The sequence below is a fragment of the Sorangium sp. So ce1036 genome, from assembly GCF_051369805.1.
Classification (GTDB): domain Bacteria; phylum Myxococcota_A; class Polyangia; order Polyangiales; family Polyangiaceae; genus Sorangium; species Sorangium cellulosum_F.
Genome location: NZ_JBBMOX010000001.1, coordinates 3,676,008 through 3,702,842, shown reverse-complemented (window position 1 = coordinate 3,702,842; position 26,835 = coordinate 3,676,008). Strand labels below are relative to the sequence as shown.

The 26,835-nt window shown below is 70.4% G+C and carries 18 protein-coding genes; 12 read left to right on the top strand and 6 right to left on the bottom strand.

Features of this window, described 5'->3' with window-relative positions; all coding sequences use genetic code 11:
- Window positions 1–71 precede the first annotated feature (71 nt).
- The gene (locus WMF31_RS14230) at window positions 72–1,373 is read left to right on the top strand and encodes a glycoside hydrolase family 5 protein (RefSeq protein ID WP_436602459.1); all 1,302 of its coding nucleotides are present in this window, start codon (window positions 72–74) and stop codon (window positions 1,371–1,373) included.
- A gap of 102 nt (window positions 1,374–1,475) precedes the next feature.
- On the opposite strand, the gene WMF31_RS14225 is transcribed toward WMF31_RS14230, so the two are convergent.
- Window positions 1,476–2,102, bottom strand: coding sequence for a TetR/AcrR family transcriptional regulator (locus tag WMF31_RS14225; protein WP_436602458.1), 627 nt, complete (start codon window positions 2,100–2,102; stop codon window positions 1,476–1,478).
- Window positions 2,103–2,178: 76 nt separating this feature from the next.
- Between WMF31_RS14225 and WMF31_RS14220 the strand changes: the two genes are divergently transcribed.
- Entirely contained in the window at window positions 2,179–3,093 is a 915-nt protein-coding gene (locus WMF31_RS14220; RefSeq protein WP_436602457.1) for an aldo/keto reductase family oxidoreductase, read from the top strand.
- A gap of 1,414 nt (window positions 3,094–4,507) precedes the next feature.
- Here the strand turns inward: WMF31_RS14220 and WMF31_RS14215 are convergent.
- The gene (locus tag WMF31_RS14215; RefSeq protein ID WP_436602456.1) at window positions 4,508–5,011 is read right to left on the bottom strand and encodes a hypothetical protein; all 504 of its coding nucleotides are present in this window, start codon (window positions 5,009–5,011) and stop codon (window positions 4,508–4,510) included.
- Between the two features lie 10 nt (window positions 5,012–5,021).
- The gene (locus tag WMF31_RS14210; RefSeq protein ID WP_436602455.1) at window positions 5,022–5,684 is read right to left on the bottom strand and encodes a hypothetical protein; all 663 of its coding nucleotides are present in this window, start codon (window positions 5,682–5,684) and stop codon (window positions 5,022–5,024) included.
- Window positions 5,685–6,666: 982 nt separating this feature from the next.
- Between WMF31_RS14210 and WMF31_RS14205 the strand changes: the two genes are divergently transcribed.
- From WMF31_RS14205 to WMF31_RS14185, 5 genes are all read left to right on the top strand, one after another.
- Window positions 6,667–8,124, top strand: coding sequence for a type I restriction-modification system subunit M (locus WMF31_RS14205; protein WP_436606560.1), 1,458 nt, complete (start codon window positions 6,667–6,669; stop codon window positions 8,122–8,124).
- A gap of 169 nt (window positions 8,125–8,293) precedes the next feature.
- Window positions 8,294–8,419, top strand: coding sequence for a hypothetical protein (locus WMF31_RS14200; protein ID WP_436602454.1), 126 nt, complete (start codon window positions 8,294–8,296; stop codon window positions 8,417–8,419).
- A gap of 511 nt (window positions 8,420–8,930) precedes the next feature.
- On the top strand, window positions 8,931–10,112 hold the full coding sequence (locus WMF31_RS14195; RefSeq protein WP_436602453.1) for an LLM class flavin-dependent oxidoreductase: 1,182 nt from the start codon (window positions 8,931–8,933) through the stop codon (window positions 10,110–10,112).
- Window positions 10,113–10,247: 135 nt separating this feature from the next.
- Window positions 10,248–10,832: a cupin domain-containing protein gene (locus WMF31_RS14190; RefSeq protein WP_436602452.1), complete on the top strand. Its 585-nt coding sequence runs from the start codon at window positions 10,248–10,250 to the stop codon at window positions 10,830–10,832.
- Between the two features lie 56 nt (window positions 10,833–10,888).
- Entirely contained in the window at window positions 10,889–11,620 is a 732-nt protein-coding gene (locus WMF31_RS14185) for a glutathione S-transferase family protein (RefSeq protein ID WP_436602451.1), read from the top strand.
- Between the two features lie 319 nt (window positions 11,621–11,939).
- On the opposite strand, the gene WMF31_RS14180 is transcribed toward WMF31_RS14185, so the two are convergent.
- Window positions 11,940–12,659, bottom strand: a complete 720-nt coding sequence (locus WMF31_RS14180; RefSeq protein ID WP_436602450.1) for a DUF1775 domain-containing protein — start codon at window positions 12,657–12,659, stop codon at window positions 11,940–11,942.
- 438 nt (window positions 12,660–13,097) lie between these two features.
- On the opposite strand from WMF31_RS14180, the gene WMF31_RS14175 reads away from it, so the two are divergent.
- Complete coding sequence (locus tag WMF31_RS14175) at window positions 13,098–18,623, top strand: DNRLRE domain-containing protein (RefSeq protein ID WP_436602449.1); 5,526 nt, start codon at window positions 13,098–13,100, stop codon at window positions 18,621–18,623.
- Between the two features lie 102 nt (window positions 18,624–18,725).
- Window positions 18,726–20,399 carry a VWA domain-containing protein gene (locus tag WMF31_RS14170; RefSeq protein WP_436602448.1) on the top strand — a complete coding sequence of 558 codons (1,674 nt, stop codon included), beginning with the start codon at window positions 18,726–18,728 and terminating at the stop codon, window positions 20,397–20,399.
- 84 nt (window positions 20,400–20,483) lie between these two features.
- Here the strand turns inward: WMF31_RS14170 and WMF31_RS14165 are convergent, their stop codons facing one another.
- Together WMF31_RS14165 and WMF31_RS14160 are read right to left on the bottom strand one after the other, a co-directional pair.
- Window positions 20,484–21,476, bottom strand: coding sequence for an AraC family transcriptional regulator ligand-binding domain-containing protein (locus tag WMF31_RS14165; protein ID WP_436602447.1), 993 nt, complete (start codon window positions 21,474–21,476; stop codon window positions 20,484–20,486).
- 141 nt (window positions 21,477–21,617) lie between these two features.
- Window positions 21,618–22,007: a hypothetical protein gene (locus WMF31_RS14160; protein ID WP_436602446.1), complete on the bottom strand. Its 390-nt coding sequence runs from the start codon at window positions 22,005–22,007 to the stop codon at window positions 21,618–21,620.
- 383 nt (window positions 22,008–22,390) lie between these two features.
- Between WMF31_RS14160 and WMF31_RS14155 the strand changes: the two genes are divergently transcribed.
- The 3 genes from WMF31_RS14155 to WMF31_RS14145 all read left to right on the top strand — a co-directional run bounded on the left by WMF31_RS14155 (window position 22,391) and on the right by WMF31_RS14145 (window position 26,799).
- A complete protein-coding gene (locus WMF31_RS14155; RefSeq protein ID WP_436602445.1) occupies window positions 22,391–23,377 on the top strand; it encodes a hypothetical protein in 987 nt (328 codons plus the stop codon).
- A 325-nt stretch (window positions 23,378–23,702) separates the two neighbouring features.
- Window positions 23,703–25,409, top strand: a complete 1,707-nt coding sequence (locus tag WMF31_RS14150) for a DUF1592 domain-containing protein (RefSeq protein WP_436602444.1) — start codon at window positions 23,703–23,705, stop codon at window positions 25,407–25,409.
- A gap of 43 nt (window positions 25,410–25,452) precedes the next feature.
- Window positions 25,453–26,799, top strand: coding sequence for a DUF1552 domain-containing protein (locus tag WMF31_RS14145; protein WP_436602443.1), 1,347 nt, complete (start codon window positions 25,453–25,455; stop codon window positions 26,797–26,799).
- Window positions 26,800–26,835 lie beyond the last annotated feature (36 nt).

The following is a 26,835-nucleotide window of genomic DNA, read 5'->3' as shown; positions in this document are numbered from 1 at the left end:
CGTTCATGCCCTCTTTCCAAGCTTACCGCTCTGCGGCCACGTCATGGTTCCATCTCACAGCCCCCTTGTTGATGCTCGCTGCTCTGGGGTGCTCCTCGGAGAGCAACCCGAGCGGGAACGCAGGGGGCAGCGCCGGCGGCACGGCCACGGGCGGCGCCGCGACGGGTGATCCCGGCGCGGGCGGCGCCGGCACGGGCGGCGAGGGCACGGGCGGCGAGGGCACGGGCGGCGCCACGACGGGCGGCGCCACGACGGGCGGCGCCGGCACGGGCAGCGCCACGACGGGCGGGGGCGACACGGGCGGCGCCGGCACCGGGGGAGTCGGCGGCTCGGACGGGACCGGCGGCTCCGCGACGCCGGTGGATGCCGCGGCCATGGTCGCCGACATGGGCGTCGGAGCCAACATCGGCAACACGCTGGAGAACACCACCGAGTGGGAGACGGGCTGGGGTCAGCCGCGGATCACGCAGACGTTCATCAACGGCATGGCCAGCCGTGGCATCAAGACCGTGCGCGTGCCCGTGGCCTGGGACACCTACGCCGACAACGGCACGATCGACGCTGCCAAGATGGCCCGCGTCAAGGAGGTGGTCGGCTGGATCGAGGCCGCCGGCATGTACTCGATCGTGAACATCCACTGGGACGGGGGCTGGATCTACAACGAGGCCGACGCCGACAAGTACAAGCTCACCGACGACGTCAAGGCCAAGTTCGCGTCCTACTGGACCCAGATCGCCACGGCCTTCCGCGACGTCGGTCACACGCTGATCCTCGAGGGGATGAACGAGGAGGGGAATTACTGGGTCAACGGCGTTCACGACGGGGGGACGCCGGACTACGCCGCCCTCAACGAGATGAACCAGCTCTTCGTCACCACCGTGCGCGAGCAGGGCGGCTACAACGCGAGCCGCGCCCTGCTCATCTCCGGCTTCGTGACGGACATCGACAGGACCTGCGTGAGCGATTTCAAGGTGCCGACCGATCCGGCCGGCACGAAGAGCCTCTTCCTCTCGCTCCACTACTACACGCCCTACACCTTCTGCGGCCTCGACACGGTGGAGAGCTGGGGCTCTCCCAGGACGACGTGGGGCACGGATCCCGACATGGCGGAGCTGAAGAGCAAGTTCGACACGCTCGGCGCGTTCAGCGCGGAGCGGGGCATCCCGGTCATCCTCGGCGAGTTCGGCGTCACGCTGGGCACGAACTACCCCCGTGAGCCGGCGTCGCGGACGCTGTGGATGCGGTCGGTGGTGGAGGCGGCGCTGTCTCGCGGCATCGTCCCCGTGCTGTGGGACACGGGGGCGGACATCCAGCGCACGGACGGCTCGTTCTCGGCGGAGTGGCAGGCTGTCATGGATGCCGTCGAGCAGTAGCCGGCGCCAGGGAAAACCGAGCTGCGAGATCCGCCCTGCTGTCGAGCAGGTCCGGCGGCCGAGGGGAGCTCGAGGTCGACGTCGGCGTGCTGCTCGCCGCCGTCAGCCCCGATGCGCCTGCAGATACGCCGTCAGCAGCCGGGTCAGCTCCCGCTCCAGGCAGGCCTCGAAGCCTGCCGGCGCCTGCCCTTCCAGCACCGCGCGCACCGGCCCCACCAGCGCGCTGGCCGACATCACGGCGGTGGCGGCCGGGTCCTCGAACCGGACATCGGGAGCGGTCTCCAGCATCGCGGCGATCGCCGTCACCACGCGTCGGTGCGCGCGCGTCGCCAGCTGCTGGCCGCCGCGCTCGGCCGCCACCGCATAGAGCGCCTTCGACTCCTGCGGATCGCGCAGCTTCTCGCGCAGGAAGACGGCCACCAGGGTCGAGGCCATCCGCGCCACCGGCTCGCCGGCGCTCGCCTGGCAGGCACCTTCCATCGCTCCGGCGATGCCGTCCAGGTGCCTCTCCAGCACGGCGGCCAGCAGCGCGTCGCGATTGGGGTAGTACTGGTAGAGGCTGCCCACGGACATGCCCGCGCGCTCGGCCACGCGCGTGGTCGTGCAGCGGGCCAGCCCTTCCCGCGTCAAAACCTGAATCGTCGCGGCGTGCAGCGCCTCCACCGTGGCGGCCGAACGCGCCTGAACGGGCGATTTTCTGGGCTTGAGGGGCGTGGCGACCTTGCTCATGGAATGCGAATTCAAAACCTGAAGGATCCCTCATATCTTTCCGGCATCCCCAACGCAAGCGACGGAGGCGATGGATATGAGCGAGATCGCACAGGCCGGCACCTTCTCTCTCGGCACCCGCACGGTAAAGCGGATGGGCTACGGCGCCATGCAGCTCGCCGGCCCCGGCGTCTTCGGCCCGCCGAAGGACCGCGACGCGGCCGTGGCCGTGCTTCGCGAGGCCGTCGCGCTGGGCGTCAACCACATCGACACCAGCGACTTCTACGGTCCGCGCGTCACCAACCAGATCATCCGGCAGGCGCTGCATCCCTACCCCGACGACCTGACCCTGGTGACCAAGATCGGCGCCGTCCGCGGCGAGGACGGCGCCTGGCTGCCCGCCTATTCCGCCGAAGCGCTGACGCAGGCCGTGCACGACAACCTGCGCAACCTCGGCCTGGACGTGCTGGAGGTGGTCAACCTGCGGATCATGTTCAAGGTGGATGGCCCGACGGAGGGTTCCATCGAAGCGCCGCTGACCGCGCTGGCCGAGCTGCAGCGGCAAGGGCTGGTGCGGCACATCGGCCTGAGCAACGTCACCCCCGCGCAGGTCGCCGAGGGCCGCACGCTGGTCGACATCGTCTGCGTGCAGAACCTGTACAACATCGCGCATCGCCAGGACGACGCGCTGATCGACGCGCTGGCGCAGGCCGGCATCGCCCACGTACCGTTCTTCCCGCTGGGCGGATTCTGGCCGCTGCAGTCGTCCGCGCTGTCCGACGTCGCGCGCCGGCTCGGCGCCACGCCGATGCAGGTGGCGCTGGCCTGGCTGCTGCGCCGCTCGCCGAACATCCTGCTGATTCCCGGCACGTCGTCGGTGGCGCATCTGCGCGAGAACCTGGCCGCGGCTGCGCTCGTGTTGCCTGAAGAGGCGGTCGCCACGCTCGATGGCATCGCCGGAGAAGGCGCGCGGGCGAGCAGGCCGGGCGAACAGGTGGGTGCTGGGGCCTGATCGATCGGGTCACCTCGGCGTGACCTGCCACCTGCCGGCGGTGCACGGTGAACGCCGGCGATCCCGTGGCCGCGATCTTCACCGATCCGACGCGGGACGCGAGGATCACCGCTCCTGCGAGCGCCGCCAGCGCACGGCGGGATGGATGCGCCACGAGCGGCGCGGCCGCAGGCCGTAGCCCCGGCCAGGGGGAGTGCCGACACGGGGCGAGGAACGCTCCCGGCCTCGAGTCCCCCACGGTGCGCTCCACGATCCGCCGTGAGGCGGTCCCGAACCCTCGACGGACGCTCGACATTGCGGTCCCGAGAGCTCCCGAGCCCTCGCGCGCGCTCTGATTTGCGGTCCGGAGGGGTCCGGACCCCCCATCTGGCACAACGAACAGCGCCTCCGGGGGGTCGATGACACAAAAAAATCGAAAGAAATGGCGGCATCTGGCACAACTTCGCCCCCAGGAAGCGCTCCGCAGAGCATCCTGGGGGGTCCGGACCCCTGTGTGTCGCAATGCATTGCGTTTGAGCCAGTGTCGGACCCCCCTCACTTGGCACAGATCAGGACCGTCCTGGCACAGCGCCGGCGGCGCGCGTCACGCGACGGGGATCGGGGGATCAGAGGTCGGCCTGCGACCGCCTGAGATCACCCTCGTCCGTGGCAGGAGCGCGGGATTGCGCTGGAATGCCAGACGGGCCAGCGTGGCCTATTCATGAAATGAACAGAGGCGTCCAGAGAGAAATGGATAGGAACGTGATTCGTCGAAGAAGGGAGGGTGTCGGATTCTTGCTATGGGGAGGCCGCGTGGGGGGATGAGGCGGTGAGAAGAACGAGCGATGTTGCGGGGATAGATGGGCTGGCACGAATCTGGCCAGAGGGAGCCAAGAGGGGCGCGAGATGCCCTGGCGGCACCGCGGGCGGGGCGGCGGGGGCGGCGCCATCGCCGTGCTCGACGAGGAGCTCGAGCGGACCGACCGTTTCCTGAGCCCGGGAGGGACGTGATCCCCCGCGGGTTCACGGGCGGGATGAGCCGACCCGGAAGACGGACGCGAAGCGGGGAGCGCGAGGCGGCCCGGGTCGGGCGGGCCGAGCACGAGCTCCAGCAGGGCCGCGTCGGGCATCGCGGGGACGTCGGCCGGGGTGAGGCTCATCGGGCGCCTCCGCGTGAACGAGGGCGGTTCACCGGCGCGATGACGGCTCGGGCGCGGCGGCGGGCGGGCCTGGATGGACGGGGACTTTGCCCCGGATCGGCGGGTGTGCGGACCATGCGAACGTCCTACCGCCGAACGAATCACAATAAAACAATCTATGGTTTGTGTTTTCGCGGACGCTGAAGTGAGCCGCGCTCGACGTGCACGCCGGACCGCATCCACACGCCCCCTGCGTTCATGCCTCCGACTGGGCATGGTTCGGCGCCACGGTGAGCTCAACGCGGATCTCGTCCTGGCGGCCATTGCCCGTTGAGGATCGCGGGTACGCCTTCGGGCCAGAGGAGTGCGTCCTCGTACGTGATGCCGCCTTGCGCCGGGGCCTCGTACGCGTCCCATCCACAAGCCGGCGGCTCGAACCCCTCGCACTCCATGAGCGCCCGAGATATCTCGACGGCCTCGCGGGGCAGCGCGGGTGGAGCCCAGGCTTCAAACAGCTCCCGAAGCCGCAGGGCGAGCGGCAGACGGCGCTCGAGCAGCACGGGTTCGACCTGCGGCACCGCGTGATGGGCACCTCGCTTGGCATAGGCGATGTAGATGTCCAAGAGACGCAGGATATGGTCGCGCGGCGGCGTTCGGCTGAACGCCTGGTAAACACGAGGGGACGCAAAGGCACCTAGCCAGTGAATGACGTTGAAGACATCGACGACATCCTCCGTGTCCTCCCGACCGTCGACGCTGGTGAATCTCAGGGTGTTCCCGTCCTCGAAGGTGATCTTCATCGTCGCTCGCCTACCAGTAGATGCATTCGACGCTGCCGGCTCCCCACCATGTGGACACCAGGATGTACGCGCCGGCCACCATCTGGCCGTTCCTCATGCAACCGTAGGAGCACCAGGACTTGAAAACGAGGTTCCCCAGCTCCCAGGGGCACCACGGACACTGAGCGTCGCCGCAAGACGTGATCATGCAGACCGCCACGCCCCCGTTGTATGGGCATTCGGTGGTGTAGGGGCAGCCATAGGGCTCGTTCATGCACGAGAAATCAGGGATCATGTAGTCCGAGGCCATGGCCAACGCCTCCGGGGTTTCAGACCAGAGCCTGGCGGCTTCCCCGGCGCCTGGAGCATAGTGATCGACCATCGCAGCGAACGACTCTTCGTTGATCGATGCGGGATCTGGGACCTGACCCTCGATCAGGCTCGCGACCATCACGGCCGCGTAGGAGGTCGCCATGGTCTTGAGCGTGAACTCCTGGGGATCGACGCTCAGCAGCTCATCGTAAGCCTGCTCCTCCGGGGACCGCGGCTCGTCACCGACGTCGATCTCCGAGGCATCGCCAGCCTCGCTGTCCTCGTCAGGGCGCTCCGCAGGCGCGTTCTCCACCGGCTGGTCCTCTGCCTCCTCATCAGCCTGCGTGCGGTTCAGGAGGATCGTGCAAGCTGGAGCCAGCACGGTGAGAATCCCCCCCGGTCAGCACGAGCGCAAGAGCTCCACGCGTCCACTGCTGCATGCGGCGCCCCCTCCTGGACACGGCGCCACCTTATGGGGATCCGTCGCTGGCGTCCATCGATGCTTCTCCCGACCCAGCGTCGGGGGATCGCCTGACTCCGCGCGCTTCCTGGTCCTGGTTCAGCGTACGCTGCGGAGTGCGGGGAGCTCGTCTTGCGTCCACGAGCTCGGCGCCCATGCGGCACGATGGGCGCAAGCCGAACGCCGGCGCCGTGGGATCGGGTCCGGCTGACCGATGCGCTCGATCGCGATCGGTGGCGAGCCGCGTGTTCTGCTGCGCTGCGCCGTGCCCCGGAGGCGAGGCGCAAGGGGCCCCGCAGCACGCGGGCGAAACGCCAGACGCCGAGGTAGGCCGGCAGCGGCCATGCGCTGACATCCTCGCCGGAGGTCCAGCGTGCGCGCGGCCTTGCGGGAGCGGCGAGACGTTGATCGCCGATCCGATGCGGGCATAGCCTGATCACCCCGCATACCGACCAAGCGAGACCTACTGACCCACCTCACCCGGGACGAGCTGCTGGCCTTCGTCGCCCGGTTCGAGCTCCCCGTGAGCGACCGCCGCGTCCGCGAGCAGCTCATCGACGCCATCATCCAGGCGCGCAGCGCCGACCTGTCCGCGGTCCTCCTCGGCTACCCCCGCGACCGGCTGAAAGAGCTCTGCCGCAAGCTCGGCCTCGACGACCACGGCAAGGAGAAGGCGCCGATCGTCGAGCGCCTGCTCGGCAAGGCGGCGGCCGCGGAGGACGCGGCGCAGCGCGCGCTGCCGTTCGAGAAGGCGCCGCCCGCGGCGAGGCCCGCGGCCGCCGGCAAGGCCAACGGGAAGGCCGCGGGCAAGCGCGACGCGCACGCCGGGCACGCCGCCGGCAGGCCCGACGGGAAGAGGGCGAACGGCGCCGGCCGCCAGGCCGAGGGGCGCGGCGGCGGCGACCTGGGCTTCGAACGCAAGCTCTTCCAGGCGGCCGACAAGCTGCGGAACAACATGGATGCGGCCGAGTACAAGCACGTCGTCCTCGGGCTCATCTTCCTCAAGTACATCAGCGATGCGTTCGACGACCTGCATCAGCGGCTCTCGGCGCAGGTCGACGAGGGCGCCGACCCCGAGGACCGGGACGAGTACCGCGCCGAGCGCGTCTTCTGGGTCCCGAAGGAGGCCCGCTGGGCCGTCGTCCAGGCCAGCGCGAAGCAGGCCAAGATAGGCCAGCTCATCGACGATGCGATGGTCGCGATCGAGCGCGACAACCCGTCGCTGAAGGGCGTGCTGCCGAAGAACTACGGGCGGCCCCAGCTCGACAAGCAGCGGCTCGGCGAGCTCGTCGACCTCATCGGCACCATCGGCTTCGGGGCCAGGGAGGACCAGTCGAAGGACATCCTCGGCCGCGTGTACGAGTACTTCCTGAGCGAGTTCGCGCTCGCCGAGGGGAAGAAGGGCGGGCAGTTCTACACGCCGCGCTCGGTGGTGCGGCTGCTCGTCGAGATGCTCGCGCCGTACAAGGGCCGCGTGTACGACCCGTGCTGCGGCTCGGGCGGGATGTTCGTGCAGTCCGAGAGGTTCATCGAGGAGCACGGCGGGCGCGTGGGCGACATCAGCGTCTACGGGCAGGAGTCGAACCCGACGACGTGGCGGCTCGCCAAGATGAACCTGGCCATCCGCGGCATCGAGGCGAACCTCGGCCCCGAGAACGCGGACACGTTCCACCGCGACCTGCACAAGGACCTGAAGGCCGACACCATCCTGGCGAATCCGCCGTTCAACGCGAAGGACTGGGGGCAGGAGCGGCTGAAGGACGACGTGCGGTGGAAGTACGGCACGCCGCCGGCCGGGAGCGCGAACTTCGCGTGGGTGCAGCACTTCATCCACCACCTCGCGCCGGCGGGGCAGGCGGGATTCGTGCTGGCGAACGGGTCGATGTCGTCGAACCAGTCGGGCGAGGGGGAGATCCGGAGGGCGATCGTGGAGGCGGACCTCGTCGACTGCATGGTCGCCTTACCGGGGCAGCTCTTCTACTCGACGCAGATCCCGGTGTGCTTCTGGATTTTGGCCCGGGACAAGAAGAACGGGCGGTTTCGGGACAGGCGGGGGCAGATCCTGTTCATCGATGCACGGAAGCTGGGGCGGATGATCGACCGGACGCAGCGGGAGCTGACGGACGAGGATGTTGCGCGCGTGGCGGGGACCTACCACGCATGGCGCGGCGACAAGGGCGCGGGGAAGTACGAGGACGTCGCGGGGTTCTGCAAGGGCGCGACGCTGGAGGAGGTGCGCGCGCACCAGCATGTGCTGACGCCGGGGCGGTACGTGGGGGCGGAGGACGTGGAGGATGAGGAGGAGCCGCTCGAGGAGCGGTTTCCGAAGCTGGTGGCGAAGCTAGGGCGACAAACGGGTTGAAACCGCCTGAAAGTGCAGAAATTCGAACCGCCATGGCGCCAAGGACGCCAAGAAGAGAATCAACTCTTGGCGTCCTTGGTGTCTTGGCGGTTGATCTCTCGCTTGTTCAACGTGATCGGTACTCTAGGAGGATCTCCTACCCAGCTCGATGATGCTCGCGGTGGCCGGTTTGCCCATCCGAGTCCTGTCGCTGGAGCGACTGATCGAGGTGAAGGCGAAGCTGACGAGGCCCAAGGATCGGGCGATGTTGCTCCTGCTCCAGGCAACCCTCGACGAGAAGCGCCGAGCGCCCTGAGCGCCGCGCCGAGCAGCACCGTCAGCCCTCCGCGACGCGGGCGCCGGGGTCACGGCGCTGGCCAAGTCGCGGCGCCTCTGCGCCTCGGCGCACACCCACCGCGGGCGCACGCTCGTGCGCCATGACATCGAGCTCATCGTGGTGGGCCGCATGGCAACAGCGATTCAGGGTGCCCCAGTGAATCCGCTCGACCTCGACATCGTGTACCAGGCCAACGACGCGCCGGCTGGACGCCCCGCGACCGGCCGAGGTGGGATGGGAGAAGCGTGGGTTCCAGGGGGAGACGCCATGATGAGCGCGCCAAACATCCCACACGGGCCGCGTCCCGCGAACAGCGAGCCAAGACGCCCCTGGGCCTCGGCGCACACCCACCGCACGTGGGCCAGCTCGCAACCACGACGCCTCCGGGTAGACATCCCCCATCGTGTGCTCCGATGTGGGAACAGCAAGCAACTTGTCTTTCGCCTCGAGCGGATCGATTCTCCTCGCTCCCCCTTGCTTGTGAGGCGCAATGAAGCTCGACATCTTCACGGAAATGCAGAGTCCTCGTCCGTGGCCGGAAGACCATGAGCACAGGCTCATCCAGAACACCCTCGAGCAAGCGAAGCTCGCCGATCGCCTCGGTTACGGCTGCTGGTGGCAGGTCGAGCACCACACCGGCGAGGAGTTCAGCTACTCCTCCGCCCCGGAGCTCATGCTCACCGCGATCTCGCAGCATACGAAGTCCATACGCCTCGGGCACTCCTCGGTGCTGGCGCCGTTCAACTTCAACCACCCGATCCGCGTCGCCGAGCGCGCGGCCTTCCTCGACCACCTGAGCGGCGGGCGCCTGGAGCTCGGCCTCGCCCGGTCGACCATCCCCGAGTGGCGCACCTTCAACATCCCCCCGGACCGGACGCGGGCGCAGATGCAGCAGGCGTTCGAGATGCTCCCGAAGATGTGGACCCAGGAGCGGTTCTCCTGGAAGAGCGACGAGCTCGACATCCGCAACGTGCCCATCGTCCCGAAGCCGTACCAGAAGCCCCATCCGCCCCTCTGGCAGGCCTGCTCGAGCCTGGCCTCGTTCGAGCAAGCCGGGCGCAACGGCGTCGGCGCGCTCGGGGTCACGCTGTGGGCGCCGCCCGAGCAGGTGAAGGAGTGGATCGGCATCTACCGCGAGGCCATCCGCCGGTGCGATCGCCCGGTGGGGGCGTTCGTCAACGACCAGGTGGCGTTCTTCACGTTCGTCCATTGCGCCGAGACCGACCGGCAGGCCATGGAGAACGGCGCCGCCGCCGCGGCCGCGTGGTACACGAACGGGTCGTTCACGTTCTTCGAGGCCAAGGAGCACTTCCTCAAGACCTTCGCCGAAGAGCAGGCGCTGCTCAACGACCCGGCGGGCGGCGGGCTGACGGGCCAGCTCCTGCGCGAGCGCGCCGGGAAGTCGCCCGCGACGACCAGGGCCCAGGCGATCATCGCCCGCATCATGCAGGGCGAGGAGGTCCCGAACGAGGAGGTGTTCGAGGGCCTGCGCGAGCAGGACTCGCTCATCGTCGGCAGCCCGGAGACGTGCCTCAGGAAGATGCGCGTTTACCAGGAGCTCGGCATCGATCGCCTGATGTGCTTCCAGCAGGTCGGCCGCCTGCCCCACGAGGCCGTCATGGACAGCATGCGCCGGGTCGGCGCGCTGATCCCGGAGCTCGACCGGGCCTAGGAGCTTCCCCAGGGACCTCGGCCGCGCGGGGGCGAGGCGCGCCGCGGCGCCCGGACGGCGCGCGAATGATCCATAATGGCCGGCCAGCGGGGCGCCGCCGTGGCAAGGGGCGACCCCCGGAAGGTGGAGAAACCCATGCGCGACGCACGAGAGCTCATCGAATCGCTCGGCCTCATCCCCCACCCCGAAGGCGGCTACTTCCGGGAGGTCTTCCGCAGCGGCTCGACCCCCATGACCACCAACGGGCTGACGGATCCGGCCGGCTCCGTCGTCCAGACCGATCGCACCCCGCCCGAGCGGAACGTGCTCACCAGCATCTACTGGCTGCTCGACAGGAGCCGCCCCGTCGGACACTGGTGCATGAACCTCTCCGATCATGTGCATTATTATCACGCCGGGGCCGCGCTGACGTACTCCGTCATCCACCCGGACGGGCGGCTCGAGACGCAGCGGCTCGGCCCGGACCTGCGCCGCGGCGACGTGATGCAGCTCGTCGTGCGGGGCGGCTGCTGGAAGGCGTCGCACCTGGAGGAAGGGGACTACTGCCTGATCGGCGAGGCCGTGGCGCCAGGCTTCGACTTCCGCGATTTCCACTGGGGGGTGGCGGAGGAGCTCCTGCGCGCATTCCCGGGCGTGTTCGCGTCGAACAGGCACCTCCTCGGCTACGCGAAGCCCGACGCGCGGCGGAACTTCGAGGACTACTATGAGCGCCAGGGCTGAGCGCGGGCGCGCGCGCGAGGTTCCGCCCCTCTCGCCCCCGTGATAGCCATGCCGGCATGACGCTCGTCCTCCACCGGTTCGCCCTCAGCCACTTCTCCGAGAAGGCCAGGGCCTGCCTCGACTTCAAGGGTCTCGACTACCGCGTGGAAGATCACCTCCCCGGGCTCGATCAGATCCGCATCGTCCGCCTCTCCGGCCAGCGAAAGCTCCCCGTACTCGAGCATGACGGCACCGTCATCGCCGACTCGACCGAGATCGGCCTCTACCTCGAGCGCGCCTTTCCGGAGACCCGCAGCCTCCTCCCCGCGGACGCGGACAGGCGCAACGAGGTCCTCGCCCTCGAGGACCGCCTCGACAGGACCCTCGGCGCGATGGCGCCGCTTCTCCTCGTCGTCTCCGACCCTGACGCCGCCGTGATCGAGGCCGTGAAGCGCAGCATGTCCCGCCCGCTCGCCGCGATCGTCACGGCGCTGGCCGCCGGCGTGCGCCGCGCCCGGCCGCTCGTGCCCGCCCTCGCGCAGCAGCTCGACGAGGCCGAGCGGGTGGTGCGCGACACGCTCGCGGAGCTGACCCGCCGCCTGGAGACCTCGAAATACCTCGTCGGCGACGAGCCCTCGTTCGCCGACATCGCCGCCGTCGCGCTCGTGCAGCCGCTCAGGTTCCCGCGCTCGCGCTACGTCGTGAGCCCGGACCTCGCGGGCCGGGCGGTGACCGCGGTCGCGGAGGACCCGGCGTACGCCCGGTTCTTCGCGTGGCGCGACCAGTTCTATCGCGATCATCTCCAGTGAGCGGGGGGCGCGCGCCGCGGCGTGCGCCCCCGCTCAGCGGACAGGAGGCTTCAGGTCGTCCGGCAGCCTGCTGCCCGGTGGCCGCGGCAGATCCGCGGGGCGATCGAGCGGCGAGGGCGGAGACGTGGGATCAGGCCGGGGGCCCGCGCCGGTCCCGGGCGCCCCGCCGGATCCGGCGCCGAGCGCGGGCGCCCCGCCGGAACCCGCGTCGCTTCCCGCGCCGGGCGTGGGCGCGGGAGAGAGCGACTCGTCGGGACACCCGCACAGCACGCAAGCAGCGATCAAGAGGAGCCAGCAGCGCATCGTCCGACTCCCCTGCTCAGTACTTGACCCAGATCTCGGTGCCAGGATGGATCTCGGACAGCACCTCCGTGTCCGGCTCGGCCTCGATCAGGCCGAGGGTGACCGGGTTCGGGCTGTACGCGGCCTTCCCCGCCCAGACGATGAGCGCATCCTTGAAGACCGAGAGATCGTGGACGTGCTCGTTCACGGTGTACTTGTTCCAGCCGGGCGCGCGCGGGGGCAGGATCATCAGCGCCGGAGCCGGGAGCGCGGCCGGCGCGTCGCCGCCCGTGCCGTGGCTGCCGTGATCGCCCGAGGTGTCGACCCACTCCGCCGTCGTCTCGACGCCATCCGCGGTGCGGCACGTCTGGATGGTGGGAAAGTGCAGCGTCTTGAACGGCGTATCCGGCGCCTTGAACCGCACCGTCAGCTTGTAATAGTTGGTGTCCGCGGGGAGCACGTCCTCGACAGTGGGCTTCGTCCAGACCACCGCCGTGACGTTGCCCTCCGCGTCCTTCTCCAGCACGGCTTTGCCAAATGCGCTGTCCATCGGGCGCACCGAGGTGACCCCGGACGGGATCTGCACCTTGACCCGGTACGTGTCCGCGCCGTCGCAGCCGTGGCCGACGCCGAAGCTGGCCTCGTGGGTCGCGCCGGCGAACGCGGGGCCCGACACCGAGATGTGCGCCATCGCGGCGGTCGCGGTGAACAGTGCGGCCGCAGCGGCGGCCGCACCGAGGTGAATCGCGGTCTTCATCTCAAGAACCTCCACTCGAAAAGCTGGTGCAGCTTAGTGGGGGCGCCCGCATCCGTGAATGCGACCATTTGTCGCAGCGCCGCAGCGCGTCGCGTCGAGAACGGCCGTCGCCCCGGGGTGCGCATCGGCGCCGGACGCTGACGGGCGGGGCGGCGCCTGGCGCGTCTTGTCACCCCCTGGCGCGCTTTGTCGTCTGCATGGCCTGCGCCCGACAGGCTACTTCGTTCAATGACGGGAGACCGTTAGCCGCCCCGAGATCGGCCCGGCGGCCGGTCACCGCGCTTCCTGTCCTCTCTCATCCCGGCCAGCAAGGCCGCTGAGGTTGAATCCATGACACTCCGCAGGTCCGCGCTGCTGCGTCAGCAGCTCATTCACTCACGCGCCGCCCTCGATCATTCAAGACGCGCGGGTAGGCTGCCACTCCTCCTGTGCCTGGGCATGGCCGCCGGCTGTCAGGCCGGCGCCGACGCTCCGGGCGACGAGCCCATCGGGAGCGCGCAGCAGGCGCTGTGCGCGGCGGACGACGTGGGCTGCCAGAGCGGCGCCCCGAGCTGGCCCACCTGGTCGCAGCAGCCCGATCGGCCCGCGCCCGAGTTCCAGACGTTCGATGGATCCTCCAGCAGCACGAGCTCCAGCAGCACGAGCTCCAGCAGCACGAGCTCCAGCAGCACGGGCTCCGGCGGCTCCGGCGGCGGCGTGGAGTTCAAGGTCCAGGCGTGCGATCCGAACCTGCTCGGCAAGATGCCAGCGAACCCCAACCCGAAGGGCGCCGACCTGCAGAACATCACGACGAACTTCCACGTCCTGCAGTCGATGCAGCTCCTGTCCTCCATCCTCAACAAGACGACCGAGGCCATCAGCGAGTTCGAGACGGGGACGATCGAGGACGCGGACAAGGGCAAGTGCATCTGCTCCCAGCGCGTCGTTCCGGAGTGCCTGGACGTCATCCAGGAGGACAAGATCACCTACGAGGAGTGCACCAACTTCTGCGACGCGAACGTGACGCCGGCGAACGACTGCGCCACGGGGGTGCTCGTCTGGCTCGCCAACGACATCCAGCAGAGCGAGGCGGGCAAGCTGAAATGGGCCCTCAGCACGGTCAAGTGGCTCGACAAGATAGCGGGCGAGATCGCCGACGGTCAGTTCGCTGATTTCCTGAGCCAGCTCGGCGGCGAGCTCGAGAACGCCACCGAGCTGCTCGCGAAGATCCAGTGTTACATCGACCTCTACACCGAGGGCTACCACCTCGGCAGCTACTCCGCGCAGCGGCCCGATCTGCACATGTGCATCCCCTGGGCCGGACACGGCGCGTACGCCGCGCTGGCGGAGAGCGGCGACGGCAGGTGGGGCATCGGCGGCCGCTACACGTCGCACAACCTGAGCGCGGAGCGGCGCGCTCAGATGCGCACCGGCGGGTTCGCCGTCACGGCGTTCGGCGAGACGCTGAGCATCCTCCCGGGGATGGAGTTCAACATGCAGCTCGACGGGTACAGGTGGTTCAACCGCGAGGCCCCCCTCGGCATCGAGGCCTTCGGCCACTCCGGCGGCGGCGGCGTCAGCCTCGACGCCGCGAAGAAGCTCGGCGTCTTCTACCTCGCGGACGAGGACCAGATGCGCTCGCTCGACACCGACGGCGACGGCCGGGTGTCTCCGCAGGAGTTCCTCATCGGGACCTACATGCCGTTCGACTACACGGCAGACTACACGCCGGCCGGCGCGCCGACCCCCGCCACCTGGCCCAGGGACCTCGCGGAGCCGGTCGAGCCGTGGGAGGGGCGGTCCGCCGCCGTCATGGCCGCGGCGCTCAACCTCGATCTCCGGATGAAGCCGATCGAGAGGGAACTGCAGAAGATCCCGATTCCTCCGGTCCCCGGCGCGTTCCTCATCCCGTACTTCCGGCTCGGCGCAGGGGTCGAGTGGTACGACGAGGCCTATCTCATGCGCAAGCGCCTGCAGGAGGCGCTCAGCAAGCACTCGAAGCACAAGCTCGAGGACGCCGACTTCGGTCGCGACATGCACCCGTTCCAGGCGCCGGACGTGACGGCCGAGGCGGGGACCGAGGTCTCCGTGAGGCCCGAGGTGGGCGCGAAGCTCTTCCTCGGCGTGCCGCTCGGCAAGCGCCTGAAGATCGGCGTGGAGGCGAGCATCGGCTTCTCGGTGGATCTCCGGCCGAGCGGCTCCGGCGGCGTGGTCGACCTCAACACCGCGCTCGAGCAGGCGCTCGTGAACAGCAACCCCGCCGAGGACCTCGAGTGCAAGCCGGTCTTCAGCCACAAGGATCAGACCTACTGCTCGAACCGGCTCGTCGAGGAGTCCGGGCTGAACCTCGGCTGCACCCCGCTCGACACCAACAACTCCTGCTGCATCTCCTTCGTCGCGGGCGGCCGCGCCTGCATCGACGACTGGACGGGGATCACCGAGGAGCTGTGCAACCCGGGCAAGCTCTCGTACGAGCTGTTCTCGACCTTCCTGAAGGAGAAGACGGCCAAGCAGCTCAAGGCCGCCTTCAACGCGGGCTTCACCGCCAAGTGGAACGCGAACAAGACGTGCCAGGAGTGCAATGACGACGGCACCTGCACGACGGACGTGCGCAGCGACGATCTGCCCGATATCTCGGGCTGCCAGAAGCACGGCGTGTGCTGCCTCCCCGTGGCGTCATCGCCCTTCGGCCAGGCGGGGATGCGCTCCCTCACGGACGGCACGTACGCGCAGGCGCGCTTCCTCCAGGCCGGCGACCTGGCGTACGATCCGGCCGCGCGCGCGCTCTATGTCGCGGACCGGACGGCCGTCCGCCGCATCGACCTGACGAGCGGCGCGGTGACGACGATCGCGGGGTCGAGCGCCTCGGGCTCCACCGACGGCGTGGGCACGGCCGCGCGGTTCACCACGATCTCGGGCATCGCGCTCCATGACGGCGCGCTCTACGTCGCGGATCGCGGCAATCGCACGGTCCGCAAGCTCACGCTGTCGAGCGGCCAGGTCACGACGGTCGCCAACCGCACGATCCTCGGCACGCCGCGGGACGTGGCCGTGGACGGAGGTGGCCTGTACGTCACCGACAGCGGCGCGCGCACGCTGCTCCGCGTCGACCTGTCGACGGGGGCGTCCGCGGTCGTCGCCGGCCAGGCCTTCGCGGCCGGGAACGTCGACGGCGTGGGCTCGGCCGCCCGGTTCGCGGAGCCGACCAGCGTCGTCGCCGACGGGCGCGGCAACCTGTACATCGCCGACGCCTTCAACCACGCGCTGCGCCGGTTCGAGATCGCGACCGCGACGGTCACCACCGTGGCCGGCAACGGCGCGGCGGGCTCGGCGGACGGCGTGGGGACGGCCGCGCAGCTCACCTCCCCGCAGGCGCTCGCGGTCGACGGCTCCGGCAGCGTGTTCATCGGCGAGGGCAACCGGCCCGGTCGCGTCCGGCGCTTCGAGCCGGAGAGCGGCGCCACGACCACGATCGCCGGCGCGCCGGGCACCACGTGGCAGGACGGGCTGGCCGACGACGCCGTCTTCGAGCTGCCCGGCGGCGTCGCCGTGCTGCCCTCGGGCGACCTCTACGTGAGCGATACGCTGCCGTCGACGGTCCGCAAGATCGCCGGCGACTGCGACGCGTCCGTCCCGGGAGCGGTCGTGTACGATGTCACGGAGGCCGAGTGCCCCGGCACCTTCGGCGCCTACCGCTGCGTCACCGAGACCCGGAGCGATGTGGTCGAGTGGAGAGGCCCCGGGTGCCATCCGCTGCACGCGGGCTTCCAGTCGGCGTGCGGCTGCGCGTCGGACGCCGACTGCGCGAGCGGCGAGACCTGCGACCCCGTGAAGAGGCTGTGCGCCGTCGGCGGCACCCCCGTCGACTGCATGTGCAGCCCGAACCCGAACCCGACCTGCGCGAGCGAGCCGGGCCGCACGTGCGTCGAGGGGGCGTGCACCCGCCGCTGCACCTACGAGGCAGCGACCGCCGACACGGCCTGCGGTCATGGTCAGGTCTGCACGACCGACGGCGTCTGCGCGACGAAGTCCGGTGTCCAGTACGCGGAGCAGGTGCTCTGGGCGATGGAGAACCAGACCGAGCCCGCCCACGCGATCGCCAGCTACGGCATGACCGAGATCGAGCTGATCGCCGCGCTCAACGCGGGCATTCACGTCGGCCTCGAGGTCAAGCTGTTCAGGAAGCCGAAGACGTTCACGCTCTGGGACTGGCGGAGGTCCTGGGACATCGGCTCGGTCGAGAAGGCGAAGTTCCAGCCCGGGCTCGAGGCCACGTACCACTGGGACAGCGTCTCGTTCGGCCAGGTGACGAATTACCAGCCGGACGAGGTGACCCGCTACGCGACGGCGACGTCGGACACCGGCGATTTCCTGACGTGGTGCAAGGAGGAGCTGCCGCTCTACCCGGAGGACCCGCTGCCCCCCACCACGGGCGACGTCACGGGCGGCGTGCAGGACGTCATCGACTTCGGCTTCAACCTCGGAGAGCAGGTCTCCACGACGGAGAACCTCTGCATCGACGGCCAGCCCATGATGGACTGGCTGCAGGACCAGGACGCGCTCGCCGAGGCGTTCGTGTCCGGGACCTGCACCTACGTCGGCCCGGTGAGCGGCTCGCGCGGCGGCCTCGATTTCCCGTGCCAGGAGGCGCACCTGCACCTGCTCAAGCACTGGGGCTGCCTGGACACGCAGCGCTCCGCCGTCTCCAACCTGCTGCGCCTGGGCGGCTTCAGCGGCGCCGTCATCAACACGCCGACGCCCACGTTCGACCCGGCAGCGCTGCTGTACAACCCGAGCGACGGATTCGAGGCGTCGAACCTCGTGCACCGGAGCGCCCTCTCCGAGGCGTGGCTCGCCGAGGTGGAGGCCTGCTTCGACGACCACTCCGAGGACACCGTGCCTTGCGCGTGCGACGACGACGCGGATTGCACGACAGGACCGGGGCAGACGTGCGTGAGCGGGGCGTGCCAGGGCCCCGAGGGCGACGTCGCCCGGTGCTCCGTCGTGAAGAGCACGGGCGTGACCGTCGAGCGCTGCTGCGGCGACGGCGTGCTGCAGCCGTCCGAGCAGTGCGATGACGGCAACGCGCAGGGCGGCGACGGCTGCTCGTCGAGCTGCACGCCGGAGACCAAGGGCGCGTGCTGCCGGTCGCTCGGCTGCACCGACCTCGGCACGGGCGGCGTCACCTCCAGCGGGAGCTGCGAGGGCGCCGGCGGCTACTTCGTGAGCGGCCGCAGCTGCGCGGAGATCGACGCGTGCGGCGCCGAGCCGATCGGCGCCTGCACGGAGCCGGACGGGACGTGCCACACGCCGACCTATGCGTCGCAATGCGACGCGGTCGGCGGCGTCTTCACGGTGAACGGCCAGTGCCAGAACCCGCCCGAGCGGCTGACGCTGCAGCCCGGGAGCGCCGGCATCGACGCGACCCTCAACAGCTTCAGCGCGAGCGCCGGGACCAACCACGGAGCCTCGGTGAACCTGACCGCGGGGAAGTGGACCAATAACGGCGTCGAGTACGTGACCCGGAGCCTGTTCGGCTTCGATCTCTCGGCCATCCCGGCGGGCTCCACGATCGAGCGGGCGCGGCTCAGCCTGTACGCCGATCCCGACGCGCGCCTGTACGGCCAGGGCTCCGCGAACGGCCTGCCCCCCGGGCACTCGACGCACGGCGGATCCAACGCGTTCCTGCTCCAGCGCGTCACCGCGCCCTGGCAGGAGAGCACGGTGACCTGGGCGAGCCAGCCCGCGGTGACGACGGCGAATCAGGTGCTCCTCCCCCAGAGCGCGTCGACGGGCCAGGACTACGAGGACGTGGACGTGACCCGGCTCGTGCGGGACATGCTGGCCGCGCCCGCGGGCAATCATGGATTCATGATGCGGCTCGAGAGCGAGGCGGCGCGGTACCGGGAGGTCAGCTTCACGTCGAGCGACCACGCGAACGCGTCGCGGCGCCCCAGGCTCGAGGTGGTGTTCCGGAGGCCTTGACGGCCGGCGCGCGGCCCGGCGCTGGTCGCACGCGGTACGGCCGGCGCCGGGCGCGCATCCCAAGAGGATCCCTGTTCGATCATGCAGAGGAAGGAAGAGACGATGAGACACGCATTTCGAAGCTTCGCAGGCGTCGCCGGCGGCCTCCTCGCGAGCGCGGCGGGCATCTCCACGGCGCTGGCCCAGGTCGCCCCGCAGGACACCAACCACGTGGTCATCATCGACCGGTCCGGCAGCATGGCCGGCGCCGGCATCGATCTCGCGCAGCGAGCCGCCAAGATCTACTGGAACACGCTCGTGTCGACCAACGTGCCCGCGTCGCAGCCGTTCACGGAGATGCTCGGCGTGGCGAGCTACGCCGACGCCGCGTCGATCACGTACCCGCTGACGGCGCTCCCGGCGTCGGGCCTGGGCGCGGCCGTCGACGCGCTCGTCGCGAGCGGCTCGACCTCGATCGGCGCCGGGCTGGAGCAGGCGCTCGACATGCTGGCCGCGGAGAACCCGATCAAGGGACCGCGCGAGTGCGTCCTCCTGCTGTCCGATGGGCAGCACAACACGCCGCCGGCGCCGAGCGACTTCTACGCGGACTACTTCGCCCGCGTGGACGAGGTCCACTCGATCGCGCTCGGGTCGGGGGCGGACGAGGCGATGATGAGCGACATCGCCGCGAACTACGGCTTCTCGCCCGGGCTCTACCTGCGCGCGGACAGCGACACGGAGCTCGACCAGCTCGAGCTGATCGGCGCGTTCAACCGCATGGCGAACGATTGCCGCGACGGCGGGATGATCGACCAGGTGCTGACCCAGATCCCGCCGCACGCGACGACGTGCGCGGACACGCTGGTCTCGGCGGCCCAGATCGTCGATTTCACGATGATCTTCGTCGGGGACGCCGCGCCCGACGTGCACCTGCTGCCGCCGTCGCTGCACCCGACGCCGATGATCACCGAGGCGAACTACGCGGGATCCGGCTCCGATCTGACCTTCTTCTCGGCCGACAACTTCAAGCGGTTCTCGCTGAACATGACGGAGACCTACGAGGAGGGGTTCTGGCAGTACTGCGCCACCAACAACTCGGACCAGCCGATCTACCTCTACTCCGCCGTCTCGACCCTGGCCGACACCGTGACGCTCCGGGTCACGCCGAGCGCGCTGCACGTCGGGACGGCGCCGCTCGTCATCGAGGCCGAGGTGACCCACCTCGGCAGCCCGGTGACGGGCGCCGCGGTCAGCGCCGAGATGACCTCACCGAGCGGGGCGGTCACGCCCCTGTCGTTCCACGACGACGGGGCCGCCGCGCACGGCGACGCGGCGGCGGGCGACGGCGTCTACTCGGTGAAGGTCGGTCAGTTCAGCGAGACGGGCAGCCACGATGTCACCGTGTTCGCCGATCACGCGGGCGGCGCCGGCGTCCCGGTGTTCACGCGCCAGTACACGTTCGGGATCTACAAGGATCCGGCGCCGCCCTGCCAGGACCTCGGCGCGATGAGCTCCGCGATCGCCGCGACGGTGAGCGGCTCGGCCTGCTTCCGGATCGACAGGGCGAACCTGCCGACCGCCTGGACCCCGGCGAGCCTGACGCTGCAGATGAGCCCGACCGACGGCGTCCCGCTGGACGGCGTCAGCGTGTCGGTGAACGGCGGCGCGCCCCAGAGCGCCCCGGCGAACAGCTGGTCGTCGCTGACGACCGTCCCGTTCCCGGGCACGGCGAGCGACGTCATCTACCAGGTGAACACGACGGGGAGCCGGCAGCTCCGGATCCAGTGGTATCCGTGACGTCGCCAGGCGGCGCCGGCGCGACGCCGCCCAGGATCTAGCGCGCTCGGGATCCGTGCGGCTGCGGCGCCGGTGAGCCTCCGCTCATCGGCGTCGCAGCGCGCGGGACGCGGACCGCGGGCTCGCATAGCCGAGCTCGGCGGCGAGCGCGCGCCGCGTGGGATTGCCGGAGGCGGCGAGGTAGCGGTTCGCGATCCCGGCCCGCGCTTCCGCCAGCAGCGCGCGATGCGACGTCCCGTGCTCGCGGAGCTGCCGCTGCAGGGTCCGCGCGCTCACGCCCAGGTGCTCGGCGACCCGGTCGACGTTCGGGTTGCCCTCGGCGATGCAGATCCGGAGGGCTTGCCGGACCTCGCCGAGGAGGCTCGATCCGGCGGCGGCCGGCGCCCCGTCGATCGCGCCGATCGCTTGCAGCCGCGCCGTCGCGCACCCCTCGAGGATCTCGCAGAGGCGCGGCTCGGCGGAGTGGAACGGCACGTCCAGGAGCTCCCGATCGAAGACCAGCTCGTCGCAGGGGGCCTCGAACTCCACGGGCGCCCGAAAGACCCGATCGTACTCGCCAGGGACGCGCGCGCCGCGGTGCCGGAAGCGCACGGACAGCGGCCGGATGTCCTCCCCGGAGAACGCTCGCGCCCGGAGCACCACCAGGCTGACGATGAGCTCCGACACCGCAGGCACGCCGTCCTGCGAGAGATGGCGGATGTGCGCGCGGCGGCCGGTCACCTGGAAGCTCAGCACGCCGGCGCTGGCGAGCAGCGGTGAGAAGCGGATGAAGCGGTGCGCCGCCTCGCCGAAGCTGCGGCTGCTCCGCGTCAGGTAATCCAGGATGTCGAGCGCGCCGATCTCGAGCCTCTCCGCGGCGTGCAGCCCGAGCAGGCGATCGCCGCTCACCCGCTCGGCGGACGACCAGATCTGCCGCGCCGCGCTGAGGGAGATCGGTAGCCCGCGCTGGCGGAGCGCCGCCGGCGGCAGCGCGGCGTCCTGCAGGACCGCCTCGACGGGCAAGCCGAGCTTCGACGCCGCGGCGACCAGCAGCAAGACGAAGTCAGAGAACGCGGACGGGCGTGGGGCGCTGAGCACGGATGAAGCCAATCGGGCGCCAGCCTAGACGCGGGAGCGAGCCGGGGCAACCCCTGCGCCGATCGGGTCAGGTCCCACGCCGGCGACGACATCGGGCGCACGATCATCGCGGCGACAGGGACGAGCCTGAGCGAGGCGGTATCAGAGCTGCGTACGGCCGCTGAGAATCTTGCCGGTCTTCGTGTCCCGGACGGTGATGTACAGCACGCCTTGCAGATCGTGGATGATGCGCGCGAGCTGATGGACATCCCTGATCCTGGCGCCGTTGGCCATGAGGATGACATCGCCCGGATCTGCGTGGAAGTACCCGAGATAATCGGAGTACATGCGCCGGAGCGGGCTATTCGGGTGAAGATAGCTGATGACCACGCCGTCGCCGTAGATCACGGGGTTCGAGTAAACGGACGCGCCCAGCCGCGGAATGAAATGATCCTGCACAAGCAGGGTGTCCTCCGCCGATGCCTGCGACGGCGAGAGGCAAGCCCCCGCCGCCAGCGCGCAGACGGTGAGGATCCTTGCGACGCATTTCATGACTGCCCCCCTTCCCTCGTGAGGTCACGAGGAGAGCCTCGCGAGGCCGACCTCATGACGTCCGACGCTCGCCCCGGGCCGTGACCCAGCCTCACGCCCCGTCGGGCGGGCACGCGAGATCCATAGGGCTCCTGCCCGGGGGCGTCAACTCCATGACACGTCCACGCAATCCGTGGGCGCCGCGCCGCGCCACCGCGGGGCGCTCGCATCCGTCAGCGCCGCGGGCGAACGGAGGCCCCGGTCCGGGTCGTGCTGTCGAGCGCGATCGTGACGTCGCGGCGCCCCGCGGGCACGCCCCTCACGCGGCCACGCCGCTTGCGGCCCAGGCGGCGCGCCGCGATGGATGTCACAAGTTCACCACCATGACGACCCAGACGACACCGATGCCCGCACGACGAGACCTCCGCACCCCCCTGAAATCACCGCGCCTCCCCCGCCTGCTCCAGGGGAGTCGCGGGCCTGCCGCGGCGCCGCTGGCGCGGCTCACGCTCGCGCTCTCGCTGCTCGTCCCGGCCTGCGGGGGGGCGGAGCCGCCGGAGGTGCGGAGCTCGGGCTGCCCGCGCTGCGCGGCGGCGACGCCGGTCGGCGCGCTCCCCGAGGGCCCCATCGACGAGTGCTCCGGCGCGGTCGCCGGCCGGACGCACCCGGACGTGCTCTACGTGCACAACGACTCCGGCGACGACCCGCGCTTCTTCGCGATCGGGCTCGACGGCGCGCCGCGGAGCGAGATCGAGGTGGCGCGCGCGACCGCGATCGACTGGGAGGAGGTCGCGCGCGGCCCCTGCGGCGCGGAGGGCGGCGACTGCCTGTTCTTCGCGGACATCGGCGACAACGACAGCGAGCGCGACGGCTACGCCATCTACCGCGTGAGGGAGCCGGACACGCTCGATGCTGCGCCGCGCACGGCGCTCGCCGACGCGATCTCGCTCTCGTACCCTGACGGGAGCCACGACGCCGAGACGCTGCTCGTTCACCCCACCACGGGGGCCATCACCGTCGTGACGAAGGTCAAGAAGGGCAGCGCGGGCATCTACGAGCTCCCGGCGCCGCCCGCCGGCGCCCAGTCGTCGGCGGTGCTGGTCGCGGCGGGCTCGATCAAGGCGCCCGCCGGGAGCGCGAGCTTCACGAGCGGCGATGTGCACCCGGACGGGAGCGGCGTGCTGCTGCGGACCTCCTCTCATGTCTTCTTCTACCCGATGACGCCGGACCAGACCGTGGCGCAGGCGCTGGCCGCCCCGCCCTGCCAGCTGCCGGTGGCCGACGAGGAGCAGGGCGAGGCGATCGCTTGGGTGCCCGGCGGATGGGACTACGTGACGATCGGCGAGGGCGAAAAGGCGCCGATCCACCGCGTCTCCTGCGAGGCGCCGTGAGCGCGGAGAGGCCGTTGCCGCTCCGGGCGCCGAGGGAGGGAACACGGTTGTCGCTCGGGTCTCGGTGTCTCCATCGTCCGGCCGCGCGCGCGCGGCGCTGAACGACCTCCGGCGCGACGCCGGCGTCAACGCGGGCCCGGCGCCGGCCGAGGACACGGGCCGTGATCAGAAGTGTGCTCGACGGGAATATCACCTCACCCCCGGGGTGTCCTCGGAGACTTGAGCACCGTTTTGCTTCATTTCTACATCCTGGCTACTGCTCGGCGCATCGCCAGACCACCTCGGCCTCGACCAGGCGCGCTCCACCTGAATGGCTGACCAGTCCATGAGCAAGACCATGCCCGACGCCGTTCGATCGGTACCGTTCCTCCGTCGTTCCCTCGCGGCGGGCATGTCCGCGCTGGTGCTCCTCGGCCTGACGGGGGCCGCCTGCACGGGGCGGCTCGGGGAGACCTCGCCCGCCGGCGGCGACGCGGCGCCCGGCGGCGGCTCGGCGCCCGGCGGGGGCGCCTCGAGCTCGGGCGGGGGGCCGGTGGACTGCAGCGTGGCCAGCACGAGCCCCAGCGTCCTGCGCCGCCTGTCCAGGCTCGAGTACCAGCTGACCCTCCAGGACCTGTTCCAGCTCGACGCGCCCCCCGCCGTCGACGGCATCCCGGAAGACACGGGCCAGGGCGGCTTCCGGACGATCTCCGCCCTCCAGAACGTGTCGGATCAGCACCTCCGCGCCTACCTCGCGACCGCGGAGACGCTCGGACAGGAGCTCATGGCGGACGAGGCGCGCCGGGCAGAGGTGCTCGGCTGCGAGCCGGGGGCCGCCGGTTGCCTCGAGGGCTTCGCCCATCGCTTCGGCAAGCTCGCGTATCGAAGGCCGCTGGCCGCCGAGGAGGTGGACGACCTCATCGGGCGAGCGGAGGAGGTCGCGCAGGACGACCTGGATGCGTTCCGCTTCGTGATCGAGGCGCTGCTCACCTCGCCCAGCTTCCTGTTCAGGATCGAGGTCGGCGCGGGCGGCGCGGAGACGTCCCCCCTGACGCCGCTCGAGCTCGCCTCGCGGCTGTCCTTCACGCTGTGGGGCCGGGCCCCGGGCGCCGAGCTGCTCGCGCGGGCGGAGGCCGGCGAGCTCGACGCCCCCGAGGGCCTCGACGCCGTCGCGAAGGAGATGGTCGACGACGAGCGGACGGAGATCTTCTTCAACGCCTTCTTCAAGCAGTGGTTGAGCTTCGAGGCGCTCCGCGCCCCGGTCGACCCCGGCGCCGGCTGGACGCCCGCCCTGCTCGACGACATGATCACCGAGAGCGAGCGCGTGCTCGGCGAGCATGCCTTCACCCCCGGGGCCGACTTCCTCGACGCGCTCACCGCGAACCACACGTATGTCACCCCGGCGCTCGGGGCGTTCTACGGCCTCGAGGTGTCGGGCGACGGCGTGACGCGCGTGGAGTTCCCGGCCGATCACCACCGGGCGAACACGGGGCTGCTCACGCACGCCAGCCTCATCAGCGCCAAGAACGACGGCGACCTCCTCGCCGTGCGCGGCCAGTGGCTCCGCGCGGCGTTCCTCTGCCAGGACATCGAGTTCCCCGCAGGGCTCATCGACCAGCTGGCGAGCGAGCTGTCCGGCCTGACCTACCCCCAGGTCATCCAGAAGCGCAACACGGAGGCGGCGTGCTCCGGGTGTCACGCGCTCATCGATCCGCTCGGCGTCGGGTTCGCCCAGTACGACAAGGACGGGCGGTACGACGGGAGCATCCGCATCGACGAGTTCGGGCTGGAGCCGCGCTTCGCGGGCGCAGCCAACGAGTCGTTCGAGTCGCTCGCGGACCTGGCCGCGGAGCTCCGCCGGAGCCCCGATCTGGCCGCGTGCGTCGCGAAGAAGCTGTTCATTTACACCCAGGGGCGGGAGCCGGCGGCCGAGGACCTCTGCGCGATCGACGCCGCGGCCGAGGCGTTCGCGCTCGAGGGCAACCGGTTCCGCGCCTATCTGACCGCCATCGTGCAGTCGCCGTCTTTCCGGCTGCGGAGGGCCCCGGAGTGATGTGCTCGCCCAGCGTCCAGCGGACCGAAGAGGAGTGTCGCCAGTGAAGATCTCGAGAAGAGCTCTGCTCCGCGGCGCCGGCGTCGCGGTCGCCTTGCCGTTCCTGGACGCGATGCGACCGCAGCGCGCCAGCGCCGCGCCGGCCGACCCGAAGCGCTTCGTGGCGTTCTTCGTCCCGAATGGCACGGATCCCGGCGCGTGGCACCCGCGGGCCGAGGGGCCGCTCTCGGCGGAGGCGCTGACGCCGTGCCTCGTGGACATGAACGGCTTCGCCGCCGAGCGCGAGTGGCCCGCGGAGGATCCGATCTGGCGGGATGTCACGATGGTGGCGGGCGTCGACCATCAGAAGATCTGCTCCGACATCCACAGCCCGGCGATGGCGCTCTGCGCCCACACCGACGGCGGCGGAGAGGCCGTCCCGCGCAAGGCCACGCTCGATCAGTACCTGGCCAACCACATCGCGGGCGAGACCCCGTTCCGCAGCCTCAACCTGTCTCCCACCGGCGACACGGCCGTCACGCAGGGCTTCATCTCGTTCAGGGACGGCGGCCAGGTCGAGGACGCGTTCCGCGATCCGGCCGCCGTGTTCGACACGCTGTTCAGCAGCATGGGCAACCCGAACGCGGAGATGGACACGATCCGGCGGCGGCGCGCCAGCGTCCTCGACTGGGTGCGGGAGGACGCGAGGCGCCTGAACCAGCGCCTCGGCGCCGCGGACCGGGTGCGCGTGGAGCAGCACCTCGAGTCGGTGTTCGAGCTGGAGAAGCAGATCCAGTCCACGACCGCGTCGAGCTGCGCGATCCCCGGCGCGCCCCCGCGGGGGCAGGACCTGCACGGCAAGGTCAAGCAGATGATCGATCTCGGGCTCCTCGCGCTCGCCTGCGACCTGACCCGCGTGCTCGTGCTGCAGTACTCGAACAGCTGGGGCCTGGACTTCCGCGGGTACGATCTGCCCGACGGGGTGGGCGACTGGAGCGATCACTTCATCTCGCACAAGCTCGGCGATCGCGACCGCGCGACCGACCTCGACGGGCTGCCGCAGGCGGAGGCGAGCCGCATCGCCAACGCCCGCGTCGTCCAGACCTCGCGGTTCAAGGTGCGCCGCTTCGCGTACCTGCTCAACAAGATGAAGGCCGCCGCCACGCCGACAGGCAACCTGCTCGACGAGTCGCTCGTGCTCTACACGTCCGAGAACGGCGACGGCGACTCGCACGCTCGGACCAACATGCCCATCATGCTCGCGGGGCATGTGGGGGGGTTCCAGACAGGCCGTGTCATCAAGTCGAACGGACGTCCTACCGGCGCGCTTCATTGTTCCATCATCAACTACTTCGGCGTCGAGCTGTCGGAGTACGGCGACCCGGCGAGCGGGCCCATCCCGGGGCTTTGAGCCCTCCGGAGCCCCCCCGGGAGGGCGGCCCCGCCG

Bases quoted from the DNA above. Each gene is read 5' to 3' on its own strand.
- WMF31_RS14185 (WP_436602451.1), top strand. From the start codon at position 10,889: ATGACGCTCGTCCTCCACCGGTTCGCCCTCAGCCACTTCTCCGAGAAG.
- WMF31_RS14170 (WP_436602448.1), top strand. From the start codon at position 18,726: ATGAGACACGCATTTCGAAGCTTCGCAGGCGTCGCCGGCGGCCTCCTC.
- WMF31_RS14225 (WP_436602458.1), bottom strand. From the start codon at position 2,102: ATGAGCAAGGTCGCCACGCCCCTCAAGCCCAGAAAATCGCCCGTTCAG.
- WMF31_RS14230 (WP_436602459.1), top strand. From the start codon at position 72: ATGCTCGCTGCTCTGGGGTGCTCCTCGGAGAGCAACCCGAGCGGGAAC.
- WMF31_RS14160 (WP_436602446.1), bottom strand. From the start codon at position 22,007: ATGAAATGCGTCGCAAGGATCCTCACCGTCTGCGCGCTGGCGGCGGGG.
- WMF31_RS14150 (WP_436602444.1), top strand. From the start codon at position 23,703: ATGAGCAAGACCATGCCCGACGCCGTTCGATCGGTACCGTTCCTCCGT.
- WMF31_RS14215 (WP_436602456.1), bottom strand. From the start codon at position 5,011: ATGAAGATCACCTTCGAGGACGGGAACACCCTGAGATTCACCAGCGTC.
- WMF31_RS14155 (WP_436602445.1), top strand. From the start codon at position 22,391: ATGCCCGCACGACGAGACCTCCGCACCCCCCTGAAATCACCGCGCCTC.
- WMF31_RS14175 (WP_436602449.1), top strand. From the start codon at position 13,098: ATGGCCGCCGGCTGTCAGGCCGGCGCCGACGCTCCGGGCGACGAGCCC.
- WMF31_RS14220 (WP_436602457.1), top strand. From the start codon at position 2,179: ATGAGCGAGATCGCACAGGCCGGCACCTTCTCTCTCGGCACCCGCACG.
- WMF31_RS14180 (WP_436602450.1), bottom strand. From the start codon at position 12,659: ATGAAGACCGCGATTCACCTCGGTGCGGCCGCCGCTGCGGCCGCACTG.
- WMF31_RS14190 (WP_436602452.1), top strand. From the start codon at position 10,248: ATGCGCGACGCACGAGAGCTCATCGAATCGCTCGGCCTCATCCCCCAC.
- WMF31_RS14195 (WP_436602453.1), top strand. From the start codon at position 8,931: ATGAAGCTCGACATCTTCACGGAAATGCAGAGTCCTCGTCCGTGGCCG.